The following is a 13,579-nucleotide window of genomic DNA, read 5'->3' as shown; positions in this document are numbered from 1 at the left end:
AGTTCCATTTAGATCGTTCATGATATCGATTGACGCGTATTCTCGTAAGGCTCGGACAGCAGCACCGGCAGGTGCATCCGGCACAGCGTACCCTGCTCAAGCGGGATGACCTCAAGCTCCCCTTTGTCCTTGAACAAAAGGCGCAGCCGCTCCCTCACATTTTGCAATCCGATACTCGGACGCTTGCGGGCTTCGCCCTGATTTTTGGTGGACTGCTCGATGCCGACGCCATTATCTTCGACTTCCAGAGTGAGCCGGTCCTGCAGCAGCGGGCTGCGCCGCATCCGGATCAGAATCCGTCCGCCTTCGGCCATATTGCCGATGCCATGCTTGATTGCATTGTCCACCAAGGGCTGCAGGCTCAGCTTCGGCACCAGCGCGTACACCAGTTCCTCATCATAGCTGAACTCCACTTGAAAGCGGTTCCCATATCTCACCTGCTGAATATAGAGAAAGGCCCGCGTAAGCTCGATTTCATCCCCGAGATGAATCAAGTCCACGTCGGAGTTGAGGCTCGTCTCCAGCAGCTTTCCGAGCGACAGGCAAATCTCGACGATTTCTTCGCTACCGCTCCGCAGGCCGATCCACTTGATCGTGTTTAGCGTATTTAGCAGAAAATGGGGGTTCATCTGCGCCAGCAGCATTTGAAAATGCACCGCATCCTTCTGCCGTTCCTCGGCCCGCAGCCGCTGGACCAAACCGTTCATATCGACCATCATCGTGTTAAACGTCCGGGTCAGTTCCAAAATTTCTCCCTTGTACCGCTTCTCAGGCAGCCGGATCCGCAGATCCTTGCGGACCGCCTCCTTCATCTTGATCTGCATATGCGACAACGGCCTTGTAAACGCATGGGCAATCATGAACGCAACCGCAATAAATGCGGCGGTAATGGCATAAAAGGTTACAAAGTATTGCTTCTTCAGCGTTTCGATTTCCCGGAACAGCAGATGAAGCGGTATTCGATCCACGAGGTACCAATCCAGGGAAGACAAATAGCTGTAATTCACCAGCGTGTCGGACTGCTGATCCGTCCAATGACCGCTCTGCGGCATGTCTGCGATTTTTTTGACGGCTGCGGCAGACAATGACGAATCGGGAATCGACCTTGCGATCACCTCACCGGTACGGGTCATGATGAAGTAGGCTTGATCGCTTTCGGATTTTTGCAGCATGGATTGAAACCAGAAGGAAAAATCGATGCTGATGCGCGCCAAGCCGTAGGCTTTGTTGCTCCGGTCACGCAGTTCGGCGTACAAAGACAGCAGGCTCGGGCTTTTACTGATGTCCCGTGACACGTAATTGGCGTCGTCGGACACCCAGAGATAAGAGGACTTGGATTCCTTAAGCGCCTTGAAAGATGCGTTAGAAACAATCTGGCTGTAATTCAGGGAAGTATTCGGCGGATAGGACGTATACACATGGCCGCTGTTGTCGAGGAGCGTGAAATAGACAGACGGATTGTACAGGAAAAAGCTGTTGTTGAGCCCTTTGAACTTGTCCTCCATGATCTCTTTATTGTCCAGTACCGACCGTTCTTCCGGCTTCTGCAGAATGCGTCTCACCTCGGAATCCTGTTCCAGGAAAATCAGCGTCTTGAACGCAATGCTGAGCTGATCCTCAAGTGACCGGTGCAGATTGTCCAGCTGCTCGTGGCTCTGCTCGCTGATTTTATTTTGGACAAGCGATTCGATTTTCTGGTAGTTGTACAAATTCAGCACGCTGAACGGAAGCAAAATGACGAGCGCAAACAGGGCAAACAACCGGTATTTCAGCTTGTGGGGAATGAGGTGACCGAGCCATTTCCGCATAACGAGAACTCCTTTTTTACACGTGGTGCTCCCATTATATCTCACACGATGTCCCTAGATAACAATGTTCGTACAAGAGCGTAATTTTGTAGCGTGCAAGCCTGCAAAAAACATCAAATCGTTCTATTGACACGCTGCTGTTGGTCCTGCCAGTTAATGAGAAAAAGAACCGCACCCTTATGCGGTCCTTCAGGAGATTTATACGTATACTTTGATCTCGCTTTCAGCAAGATCGCAGGCTCAGTTTCTACCGTAATACAGCTTGCGGTTCGTGACGTCCACAAGGTACAAAATATCGATACCGTTATCATTACGCTCTACACTAAGACGCTCGATCGGCTTGCCTGGCGCGATGGACGTTTGGCTCCAGCCGCCGCCCGTCGGGGCGGCCATAAATGCCCGGTCCGTACCGCTGCTCTTGGCGTAGTACACCCGCGGCACCGAGCCTGCCCATGTAATATCAATGGCTGCCTTGGTCTCGGAAGCGTTATACACGGTTTGCAGGTTCCAGCCGTCGATTCCATAGGATGCATACTTCACGGAAAAGGTCGTGCTGCCTTCCTCCCGGTAGCGGTAGGCTACGACGGGACTTCCGGACGAATCGACGGCCAGTTTGGCGCTCTGCACACCGGGACCACCGGGATCACTTCCCGTCTGAACATACGCTTCTGTCGGGGCGAGCGGCTGGATGATATCGGCGATTCCCGGCGTCAGCGGCAAGGAAACGGCGCTGCCGTCGGCCTTGTAGAAGCTGCCTGTCGATGGGCTGTATTTGACGTAAGACAATTCATGCCGCAGCGGACTGGCCGCAAATGCGGACCACTCGAACAATATGTGAAGGTCGCCGTTCGCATCAAACACAAGATCATCAGGGTAGAATGATTTGTTCAAGGACGAGCCGATCACGGCCACCTTGGACCATGTGGAAGCCGCGTTATCCCACCGGAACAGCTGCCCTGAACGGTAGCCGGCGGCGTCTTCGCCGGACCGGATCAACAGGTATACGTCTCCGTTCGGTGCCGTGGTCAAGACGGGATAGGTGCCTTTAAATGTGGAAGGCGTTGGCATATCGGCGGAATGGTTTTGTGGCGCTCCCCCTACCGTGTCTGACCGGAAATAATGCCATGCTTCGTGGTGCATTGAAGCGAACACGTGAAACCTGCCGCTCCCGTCCCGCGCGATCGAGGGCTGATTATGTCCCAAATCATCGTTGTATTCTGCAACCGAGCTCCCGTTCATGACAGGAATATTGGACCATTCCCCGTTCCCATCCCGCCTGGCGATATATACTTTATGCGTTGACTCGGCGCTTCCCGGCGCGTTATACGCCATGTAGGCGTACTCCAATCCCGTTCCATACGTTTCGAGGGGCGTCCACCAACCCGCTTGGTTGCTTGAATCCATGGCATATGGCACCTCGGTCAACGCCGCGGCAGCACTGCCCATCCCTGACGGCAGGAGCGCAGCCAGCATCAACGCCGCCACTCCGATTTTCCACGGTCTTCCTTTTTTCATAACATCGGCCTCCTTTAGTTAAAGTAACCCATTCATATGCCTGAAGCATGAGACTCCATCCCGCCCACAATGTGAAGCGCTTTCATGTTATTAGAACGCTCATGCGCACGGTAATCGTAGCACGAGGCTCGACCCCCGTGTCATACACAAATTGATGCATCCCATAGAACAAAATCACGTCTTTTCATTCAGTTGGAAACAGATATAGAACGAATTAGCAGTGCTCGGACATCCCATTAAAACGGTCCAGCCGCTTGCATGGACTAAACTTAGCGAGATGTATGGTGCGAGAATAATTCTGCCCTGCCAGACCACACGATACGTTTATTGCTGACGTAAAAAAACGACGCCGTATGCGGCGTCGCTACTGTTATTTAAAGCACTTCATTCTCAGCGCTGCCAGAAATTAAGAGTTCTGAACCAGGCTGTATCTACCGGATAACACTTGCTCCTCATGGCGTTTCACTTCATGCAGCCACTGCTCACGCACAGGCACGCCCTGCGAAGCGCAGTAGTAATCCCACACGGCTCCGAAAGGGTAGGATTTGAACTCCTCGGTCAAAGCCAGCCGTGAGGTGAAATCGCCTGCAAGCTCGATCCTTTTCAGCTCATCCACCGGTTCCAGCATGGCCCGAAGAAGCGCTTTGATCGTATTGCGGGTGCCGATAACCCAAGCTGCAATATGATTGATGCTGCCGTCAAAGAAATCCAGGCCGATGCTCGTTCTCGGCAGCAAATCACCCCGGACCAGCTCGCGGGCGATTTCGAGCAGCTCGTCATCCATCGTTACGACATGGTCACTGTCCCAGCGCACGGGACGGCTGACATGCAGCAGTAAATGTTCACTGAACATCAGGATGGACGTCAGCTTGTTGCTGATCACTTCGGTCGGATGGAAATGCCCGGCATCGAGGCAGACCGATTTTCCCCGTGACAGCGCGTAACCCATATAAAATTCGTGCGAACCCACAACGTAGCTCTCGGAACCCAAACCAAACAATTTGCTCTCCACCGCGTCGATGTTATAGGACGGATCGATCTCTTCGCTGAAAATCTCATCAAGCGAATCACACAGCCGCTGGCGCGGCGACAGGCGGTCGACCGGCGTATCCTTGTACCCGTCGGGTACCCAGCTGTTGGTCACGCAGGGCTGACCCAGCTCGCGGCCGAAATGCTCGGCAATCCTGCGGGATGCCTTGCCGTGGCGGATCCAGAACTGGCGGATTTCCTCATCTGCATGGCTTAGCGTAAAACCGTCGGCCGCTTTTGGATGGGAGAAATACGTAGGATTGAAATCCAGACCAAGTCCCTGATCTTTGGCCCAATCGACCCAACGCTGAAAATGGCGGGGTTCGAGCTCGTCAAGGTCAACCTTCTCTTCGGTGTCAGCATATATCGCATGGAGATTCACTTTATGCTTGCCGGGGATCAAAGACAAGGCTTTCTCAAGATCGTCTCTCAGCTGATCCGGCGTGGCCGCGCGTCCCCGATAACTGCCGGTTACCGCAATTCCTCCGCTAAGCTCCGCTTCTCTGAACAGAAAACCTCGCACATCGTCCCCCTGCCAGCAGTGGAGCGAAATTTTAATTTGCGACAGCTTTTCCAGCGCCTTGTCGACGTCGATCCCGTGCTGGGCATACAGCATTTTGGCATCCTCATAGCTCTTCTGAATTTGTTGATCCATGTTACTTGCCTCCCGAGAATTGGATTTGGTAAATGATCATTTCTTCACGATCCTATTCCAGCGTTCCTTCACGCCGGCCGAGAGTGGGCCCGGTTTATAGCGGGTCACTTCAAAAGATTCGGCAACGGTTCTTCTCGCTTCATGAATATTCCTGAACACTCCAGTTTGGATCATCTGGACCATCAGGTTGCCGAGCGCCGTGGATTCGACGGGGCCTGCGCAGACCTCCCGGCCGGTGGCGTCCGCCGTCAGCTGGCAGAGCAGCTCGTTTTTCGCTCCGCCGCCCACAATGTGCAGGACTTCGACGGATTCTCCGGTCAGCGCTTCCAGCTCATCCAGGTACGTGCCGTAGCTTAAAGCCAAGCTGTCGAAGATGCAGCGTGCCACCTGGGCCACCGACTCCGGAACCTTCTGCCCGGTGTCCCTGCAAAAGCGGCGGATCTCCTCCGCCATATCCGGCGGATTTAGGAACCGGTCGTCGTTGCAGTCGATCAGACTGCGGTAAGGCTCGCTCTGCTCCGCCATTTGAACCAGCTCAGCAAAGCTGTACCGGTCCCCGCTCTGCCGGCGGACCTCCTGGATTAACCAGAGGCCCGTTATATTTTTCAAAAAACGATAAGTTCCGTAAGCGCCCCATTCGTTGGTGTAGTTCGCTGTCATGGTTTCCTTCGTATTCAGGGGCTGATCCCGCTCCACGCCCAGAAGGGACCATGTACCGCTGCTCAAGTAGGCCCAGGAACTCTCCTCGCGGGCGGGCACTCCAAGCACCGCGGAAGCGGTATCATGGGTTGCCGCAACGACAAGGCTGCATAACGGCAAATCGTACCGCTGCTGAAGTGCCGGGTCCAGCCCTCCAAGAGGGGTTCCCGGCTCGGTCAACGCGGCAAACTGTTCCCGCCGCATCCCGAGAATGGACAACAGCTCTGCATCATAATCCCGGCTCTGCAAGTTCAGCAGCTGGGTGGTGGACGCGTTGGTCACTTCGTTGATCCGTCTGCCTGACAGACGGAAATACAAATAATCCGGTACGAGCAGAACCTGGTCCGCCCGTGCGCGTTCTTCCCAGTCATGTGCAAACAGCTGGTAGATCGTGTTGAACGTCAGCTGCTGAATGCCTGTCTTCTCATACAGAGCTTCGCGGGAAATCAGCTTTTCCAGCTCAGCCGGGGCCGAATCCGTCCGCCGGTCACGGTACGCATAGACTTCCCTAAGCCTCCTGCCTTCCGGGTCGACCAGTGCATAATCCACCGCCCAGGTATCGATCCCCAAAGTACAGGACTCGACGCCAGCCTTCTTGGCTGCCTGCAGCCCTGCAACGATTTGCTCCAGCAAATGCTCGATATCCCAGTACAGGGAGCCGTCCAGCTCACGGAAGCCGTTGTCGAATCGGTGGATTTCCTCCAGCGCCAGCTTGGAATCCTTCAGCCTTCCGAGAACAAGGCGCCCGCTTGATGCCCCGATGTCAACGGCGATATGAGCATCCATACCTCCATCCCCTTTCTGAACCAAGTTCGTTCTCATCCATGGAAACGCTTACGAATTACCCTGCCATATAAGGAATAGATTCTGCCACAATCCTTTCGGCTGCTTCCATATACCTTGTCGTGCAATATTTCCAGCGTTCCATGACCAGATCTTGTTCTATCCTCCTATTTATCATAAAATGATTAACACCCCGGGTAATTTAGGTGAAAGCGACATTTTACCCGGTAATCCCGACATAGCGAGGAAATTAATCATGCCTAAGCGTACGGTGAGGCTGCTGAGCGGCAGGGAGTATTTCAACAATTGGGATGACTTCTCGATTTTCGTAAACCGCAACGCCGAGTCCTATGAGTTAACCGAACATCACCATGATTTTCTGGAAATGAGTTATGTCAGTGAAGGAACCGGGTATCACCATACAGGTGATGAGGTCATGCCCGTATCTGCGGGGGACCTGTTTGTCATTCCGATCGGCGCTTCGCATGTGTTCCGGCCGGGGTCAACGGCCAAGGACCGTCAGCTGATCGTGTATAACTGCCTGACTTCGATGGAGAATGCCACCAAAATTTTGGAAATGGTGCCTGGAGGCGATGAGCTTGGAAGGCTTCTGGCTTTTAACGAAATTATGCACTACCGCGACCGTGACGGCGAAGCCAAAGGCTGGTTTGAACGGCTCTATCGCGAGTATTCCGTGGAGCGTACCGGAAGGGAAACCGCCTTGTATGCAGGCATGCTTCAGCTGATGATCTGCATCATCCGGATTCACGAAGCCGCAGTGGAAGGGGCACCGCCGCCCGCCGTAGGTATGGACCATGTGCTGTCCATGCTTCATGGCCATTACAGCCGTCCGTTTACCGTAGAGGAGCTAGCCGGTGAGCTCGGGATTGGGGAGCGGCAGTTTCAGAGGCTGTTCATCAAACATACCGGACTCACACCCATCAAGTATCTGCAGCGGATCCGGATTCAGGAGGCTTGCCGCCTGCTCCGGTCAAGTCACCGCCGGATTCACGATATCTCTGGCGCCGTAGGGTATACGGACATCGCATTTTTCAACGGGCTCTTCAAGAAGATTACCGGTATGACGCCAAGGGAATACCGGCAGTCACACGCGTCCATAACGAGGACGGCCGCCGGAATGGAAGATTAGTGAGACAATGTAAAAATTCATATAACTATGCATATACACAAATAAAGCCAGCCCCCAAGGGGCTGGCTTCCTTCATGCAATATGTTCAGGACGTTTCCGCGGCAATCCGCCATGCAATATTGTTCAGGACGTTTCCGTGGCAATCCGCACCGTGTCTCTGCCGGCCCGCTTGGCATCGTACAGCGCCCGGTCGGCCATCTTCAGCAGCCGCCGCAGCTCGGCGTCCGGCCATTCGCCTCCTATAGGGAGCACTCCCGCGGATGTGTCTTCCATTCCTGCTGTAAGACCTCCATCACGGACCCAGGCTGACGATGGGCCGGTATCGCCCGCCTCCCGGCTCGCCGCTGCTTCCGTCCTCGCAAGGCCCGTCGCAGGAAAGCCGGCGGCGCCAAAGCTTGCCGTCATCGACAGTGGACCGCCCGCTGTCTCAAGCGGCTGCAAGGCAAGGCTGGCGCGTATGCGCTCCGCTGCTCCGGCAGCCTCTACCGGGCTGAGCCCGGGAAGGGCGACCACAAACTCCTCACCCCCGTACCTGCCAAACACATCCTCGGGTCGCAGCTGCTCACGGCATACCGCGACGATGTGCATCAGGGCGTCATCACCCGTATCATGCCCGAACTCATCGTTGATCCGCTTGAAATGATCGATGTCGAACAGCAGCAGCGACATCGGCTCCTCCCGTTTCAGGCAGTCATACAGCAGGCCGCTGGCCAGCTTCATAAAATGGGCACGGTTGTAAATCCGCGTCAACCCGTCATAGTAAGCCAGCTGGCGAAGCTCTTCCTGAAGACGCGCTTTCTCGGTGACATCGATCAGCACGATCAGCCGACCGGCCGGCTGCCCGCCCTGATTGCGGATGACAGACGTCCGGATTTGATAGTTGAAGTCTCTCTCTCCGATATGCCAGTTCAATTCCTGGATGTCCGCTCCTGAACCGCTATCCGTATCCGGATCGTAATGAAGCAGCGGTCCACCGGCGTGTTTTTCCCACAGCCCTTCCAGCGGCTCCCCGATGGACGAGACACCGAGCTCTGGAATCATGGCGCCGGCGGCAGGGTTGTAATCGACCAGCCGGTTGTCCCTGTCGAGCACCAGCACCCCATCGCGCATGCTGGCAAACAGCTTGTCCCGGGCAATCGGAGCGACGTGGAACAATCCTTTGGACACAAGCGCCCATAAGTAAAGCGCTGAAGTCACCGTCATGATCACCGGGATTGGATCCATCCCTTCAGGAGTTATGCCGCCCAAGTAAAGAAAGTCTCCGGCAAGCGGCAGCACCAGGCCGATCAGCATCGTGCCGAGCTGAAAGCGGTAAGAAGGCATTCTCCGCCAATGCCTCAGCAGAAGCACGACACCGCCGATCATGCAGCCAAACGTGTAGGCGCCCTGAATAATATACCAGGGACCTGCCACCACGTCCGCCTTAAGGCTGGGTCCGCCTGCCCGCAGGATAATGTCGCGGTAATAGAAATGATGCCAATCGTTTGTCATGACCAGCAGCAGCGTGACCGCGGGAATGATGAACATGGCTATCTTTAGACGCTTTCCCAAATAGCGCTCCATACCGAGATAGGACATGATGATGAGCAGATTCAGCGGAGGCAGGAACGGCATGCCCAAGTATTCGAACTTGATCCAGAACTTGATTTCTTCGAGCGAACCGCTGGCAAGTTCAAGCGCGGACCCGAACGTATAAATGGCTGCCAAAAGGCTGAACGCGAAAAAGGTTCTTACCATGGTGAGCTTGGACCTTCCCGACAAGGCATATAATCCCATCAGAAGATTTAACACACCGGCGGAAACGATCAGAGTCAGGACAGCGGAGTAAGGTGTTCCCATAAGGTTGCAGGCTCCAAATCATGTGTGGTTAGCCGGAGCCGTCGCGGTCCGGACATTGTTATCCCGATGTTACCACAGGAAATAAGGGCAAGGATACAGAAAAATAATCATCCCGCCATCCGAGATGGCGGGATGATGACGGGATTGAATCCTCTGGATGCCTTTCATTCAAGACAGTCCGATATATATGCCGGTCCAAATCATTTAAAATACTGAGCCAGATGTTCGGCTGCCTTCACGATCCCCTGCCGCTCCGCCTCGATCGATCCCCAGAACCGGTGATCTTCGAGCTCGATACTTACTGCTCCCTGATAACCAAGCCGGTCAAGCCTTACGGCAACCTTGCTCCATTCCACTTCGCCATGTCCAGGGATCGTGTAGCGCCATGACCCTTCGGAGAAGCCATACTTCTCCCCAAAGGTTGCGGGAATGACGCCGCACTCGTACAGCTCATCGTGCAAAATTTCCGTATCCTTGCCGTGGCAGTGAACGACACGGTCCCCGAATTCGCTCAAAGCGCGGAGATAATCAATGCCCAGCCGGACTAGGTGGGAAGGATCATAGTTGAGCCCGAAATGCCGCGAAGGGATCGCTTCGAACATCGCTCTCCACATTTCCGGTGTACATCCCAGCGTCGGATAATACGGCGCCGGGCCGGGCCAGCCTTCGATCGCCATATAGACGCCCTTCTCCTCGGCATGGCGGACCAGCTCTGGAAACGTATCCTTCCAGATAGCGAAGCCCTCCCTGCGCGGCAGTGTATGGTCTTCCGGGACGAGACACATAAACATGACGCTGCCGCCGAGTTCCGATATTCCGTCCATTTGCTGTTTTACTGAGGTTACAGCCGCCTCTCTTACAGAGTCGTCACGGCTGAGAAGCTTTGCCGTCTGCTGGGCATCGACCGATCCGATCCCGATGCCAGCCTCCTCGCACGCCTGTTTTACTTCTGGAGTCAGCTGCGGGACATCCAGAATATCAAGCCCGGCTTCTGCCGCCCACAGAGCCGTTTGCCGGATTCCTTCCGCACCAATTTTAGGCGGAATTCGCATTCCGATGGGGTTGCTCATTAGACGTTTTCCTCCTCTGTCATAGCCGCAGCCTGCGGGACATAGCCGGCCGCCTGGTAGATCATCTCGGATAGCTTAACAACTTTCAGAGCGAATTCTCCAGGCACCAATACTTCATGCCGTCCCAAGATCGCGTCGATGAAGCTTTTGTCCTGATTCGTCGTCTGCTCCGGCAGATCAGGGACGATCGGTTCCTGCTTCAGCCGCCGCAGCGTGATTTTTCCGTTGTCATAGAAGATACCGCCGTCCTCGCCGCAGAACACAAAGGTTTCATGCCAGCAAGGTGCATAGCCGACCAGATTCAATCCAGCCACAGCGCCTTCCGCAAACCGGATCGAGGTAAAGGTATCGATCTCGACCGGCGCACCATGCATATGCAGCTGCGGTTTGACGTCTACCGGCGTCAGCCCGGTGGTCCAGAGCAGCACATCGATAATGTGGCTGCCGGAGTCCATCAGGAAGCCGCCCCCGGAGAGCGCCGGGTCTTGCCGCCAGGAACCAGGCGTCCCCTGTCTCCATTCCTGATACAGCGAAGCGGTAACCGAGGTAACCTTGCCGATGACGCCGCTCGCAATGGCATCCCTTATGTACAGGAACTCGGGTTGAAAGTGGCGCTGATACGATACCTGCAAAATTTTCCCCGCCTGCTCGGCGGTATGAATCAGCAGCTCGGCCTCGGCCGAAGAGCAGGTCATCGGCTTCTCGATCAGAACATGCAGACCGCTGCTGAGCACATCCTGCGCCTGCTGAAAATGCTGGGTGTGCGGTGAACAGATCACCACCGCGTCCAGCTCTGCCTGTGCCAGCATGTCCTCGTAATTCGAATACTGGCGGGCTTCACGAAGCTCGAATTTTTCCACAAAAGCATTCCGATTCTTGTCACTGGTGTCCGTCAAAGCTGTAATTTGAACCTCCGGTAGTTCCAGCAGTTGTCTAGCATGCCAAGCGGCGATGCCTCCCGTGCCGATGATGCCTACGCGAACTTTGCTCATGTACACAGCCTCCTCAATAAAATACGGTACAGTAAGGATACTTCCATACGGCTTGCCGGCTTCATCTCAGCAGTATTTTATGTCATCCCCATTATAGAAATGAAAGCGCATCCGAACAATGCAATATAACGACAACTTGACGGCCGTCCTGTCACGATTTCACAGAAAGGCGGCACTTTTGAAACGGAAGTTATTACTTCTGTCAGCTGCTTATTTTCTAAACGCTCGATGATAAGCGGATATAATGGCGCAGATATGGAAAAACCTGATATATACTCATTACAAGGACAAAGGAAGCTGGCCCATGGATATGCATGCGATTAACAGCTGGCTCAGGCAGCTCGCCCACAATTACTTTTTGATCGTCATCGCCGCGGTCGTCTTTTTTCTGTTCAAAGCGGTGCTCGGTTATTTCACCTACCGCCATTACGATAAGAAGCTGGAAGCATTAAATCGTAAGCTGGACAAGTTAACGGATGAGCTCGGCAAAATCAAACGCGATTGACGGCAAAGCACCGCCAGCCTCTAAACGAGAGCTGACGGTGTTGAACGGCTCACGCGAGGTTAGCGGTTATGGATACAGGCCAATCTCGGCGATCTGCAGCTCTGCGCCTCCATTGTTCGCCGTCACGTTGAGCCGGTAATACGAATAAGCGGTCGTGTTGCTAAAAGTATACGTTTTCGTCAGGAAACGGCTTGCAAAGGTTTGGCCTGTACGGGTATCCAGCGTCGTCCAGCTCGTGCCGTTATTCGATCCCTGAAGCGACCAATTCTTCGGATCTCTGGCCGGAAAATCATTAGCTGACGTTACCGAGTAGGAAGTGGCGATATGGGATGCTCCGCCGCCGAATTGATACTGGATCCAGCCCGCATTCGTGAAAATGAGCCATTTCGTTGAGCTGCTCCCGTCAAACGCCTTCTCCTTCTCTTCGCCGGATGGACTTCCCGATGCGCTGGCGGATACCGTGCCGCCTGTCGTCAACGATCCGTTAGCGGGCGCGCCCAGCGCACTGTTGATTGCCGCTGCGTAGTCCGCCGCCGACCCTCCACCCGGATTGTTCAAAATGGCGTCATAATACCAGATAAAACCTCCCTGGATGCCCGCCGACGACTTCCACGCGCTCATCCGGCTGTTGACTTGAGCCGGGGTGTTGCCGCCGCTGGACGTTTTGCTGTCCAATCCCGGCATCACCGTCATCCCTAGCTGGCTGCTCCAGGCTGCCGGATCATTCCCCGCTCCTCCGTCGTATACCTGCAAATACACACGGTCCACGCTGGATCCCAGTTGGGATTTGACGCTCTGCCAATAGCTGATGTTGGTATAAGGACACAGCATGATCTTTAAGCCCATCCCGGACAGCATCTTGCCAAAGGCAACCGCCGAATTAACGTCGTATAAGTCCTCGTTGTCAAAGCTCACCGCATCGACCCCAAGCGCCGACTTGAGCGCGGCAAAGTTTTTGTACAAAATGCTTCCGGTTCCCGTCCCTTGAGAGGCGACGAGATTTTTGATGTTCTGGAAATCGCTCACGCCCCATGAACCGACGCTGATCTCCAGGCGCTTTACCGAGGTGGGCGCCTGCTTGAGCGAAGCCAGCTCGGCAGGCCATGACGCTTTGCCGATATAGGTGCCGTTAGAAACCACCGGCTGATCGTTATACACCAGATCCCCGTTGCTGTTGACATGGATGGTCCACAGCATGACCGTCGTGAAACCGGAAGCTTTCAGCGTGTTCATCGTGTCGGTTCCCCCTGCATAGAACGGACCACCGCCGTAAATCACGGATTCGGGTACCGTCTCTGCCGATGCGCTCCAGGGCAGCAGTCCAAGGAACAGAAGGCAGCTCATGAGCGCTTTGAATGCTTTTCCTTTCAAACCAGTTCACCTCTCTACACAAAATGGATGGTTTCGGCTGATATACCGCAGATGAAACGTTGTGCCATCTAACGATATGTGTCATATTCGGCGTTCAGAATCAGATCTTGCATGACGGCTTGCGGACATGCCAACAATCCGACGTTCGCCCGGAACCTCGGAT

Annotated in this window: 10 protein-coding genes; 2 read left to right on the top strand and 8 right to left on the bottom strand. The window is 54.6% G+C overall.

The window, feature by feature from the left end; all coding sequences use genetic code 11:
* Positions 1-17: 17 nt before the first annotated feature.
* From IAE55_RS02000 to rhaB, 4 genes are all read right to left on the bottom strand, one after another.
* Positions 18-1,808 (bottom strand): sensor histidine kinase, encoded by a 1,791-nt coding sequence (locus IAE55_RS02000; protein ID WP_200630784.1) that lies wholly within the window; start codon positions 1,806-1,808, stop codon positions 18-20.
* Between the two features lie 240 nt (positions 1,809-2,048).
* Entirely contained in the window at positions 2,049-3,323 is a 1,275-nt protein-coding gene (locus tag IAE55_RS01995; RefSeq protein WP_200630783.1) for a BNR-4 repeat-containing protein, read from the bottom strand.
* Between the two features lie 406 nt (positions 3,324-3,729).
* Complete coding sequence (gene rhaA / locus IAE55_RS01990) at positions 3,730-5,007, bottom strand: L-rhamnose isomerase (RefSeq protein ID WP_200630782.1); 1,278 nt, start codon at positions 5,005-5,007, stop codon at positions 3,730-3,732.
* Between the two features lie 36 nt (positions 5,008-5,043).
* On the bottom strand, positions 5,044-6,492 hold the full coding sequence (gene rhaB, locus IAE55_RS01985) for a rhamnulokinase (RefSeq protein WP_200630781.1): 1,449 nt from the start codon (positions 6,490-6,492) through the stop codon (positions 5,044-5,046).
* A gap of 253 nt (positions 6,493-6,745) precedes the next feature.
* On the opposite strand from rhaB, the gene IAE55_RS01980 reads away from it, so the two are divergent.
* Positions 6,746-7,639, top strand: a complete 894-nt coding sequence (locus IAE55_RS01980) for an AraC family transcriptional regulator (RefSeq protein ID WP_200630780.1) — start codon at positions 6,746-6,748, stop codon at positions 7,637-7,639.
* A gap of 123 nt (positions 7,640-7,762) precedes the next feature.
* Here the strand turns inward: IAE55_RS01980 and IAE55_RS01975 are convergent, their stop codons facing one another.
* The 3 genes from IAE55_RS01975 to IAE55_RS01965 form a co-directional block, all read right to left on the bottom strand.
* Positions 7,763-9,478, bottom strand: coding sequence for a histidine kinase N-terminal 7TM domain-containing diguanylate cyclase (locus tag IAE55_RS01975; protein WP_200630779.1), 1,716 nt, complete (start codon positions 9,476-9,478; stop codon positions 7,763-7,765).
* Positions 9,479-9,678: 200 nt separating this feature from the next.
* Positions 9,679-10,548: a sugar phosphate isomerase/epimerase family protein gene (locus tag IAE55_RS01970; protein ID WP_089547084.1), complete on the bottom strand. Its 870-nt coding sequence runs from the start codon at positions 10,546-10,548 to the stop codon at positions 9,679-9,681.
* On the bottom strand, positions 10,548-11,540 hold the full coding sequence (locus tag IAE55_RS01965; RefSeq protein WP_105443175.1) for a Gfo/Idh/MocA family protein: 993 nt from the start codon (positions 11,538-11,540) through the stop codon (positions 10,548-10,550). Before IAE55_RS01965 ends, IAE55_RS01970 begins: the two co-directional genes overlap by 1 nt.
* 304 nt (positions 11,541-11,844) lie before the next feature.
* On the opposite strand from IAE55_RS01965, the gene IAE55_RS01960 reads away from it, so the two are divergent.
* Complete coding sequence (locus IAE55_RS01960; protein ID WP_234489240.1) at positions 11,845-12,045, top strand: hypothetical protein; 201 nt, start codon at positions 11,845-11,847, stop codon at positions 12,043-12,045.
* 66 nt (positions 12,046-12,111) lie between these two features.
* Here IAE55_RS01960 and IAE55_RS01955 read toward each other — a convergent pair whose 3' ends face one another.
* Positions 12,112-13,416, bottom strand: a complete 1,305-nt coding sequence (locus tag IAE55_RS01955) for a discoidin domain-containing protein (protein ID WP_234489239.1) — start codon at positions 13,414-13,416, stop codon at positions 12,112-12,114.
* Between the last annotated feature and the right edge of the window lie 163 nt (positions 13,417-13,579).

Origin of the sequence: Paenibacillus sp. S28 (assembly GCF_016624415.1) — a bacterium.
Lineage (GTDB): Bacteria > Bacillota > Bacilli > Paenibacillales > Paenibacillaceae > Paenibacillus_AQ > Paenibacillus_AQ favisporus.
The sequence above is the reverse complement of the archived record's forward strand: the minus strand, read 5'-3'. Positions and strand labels throughout refer to the sequence as shown.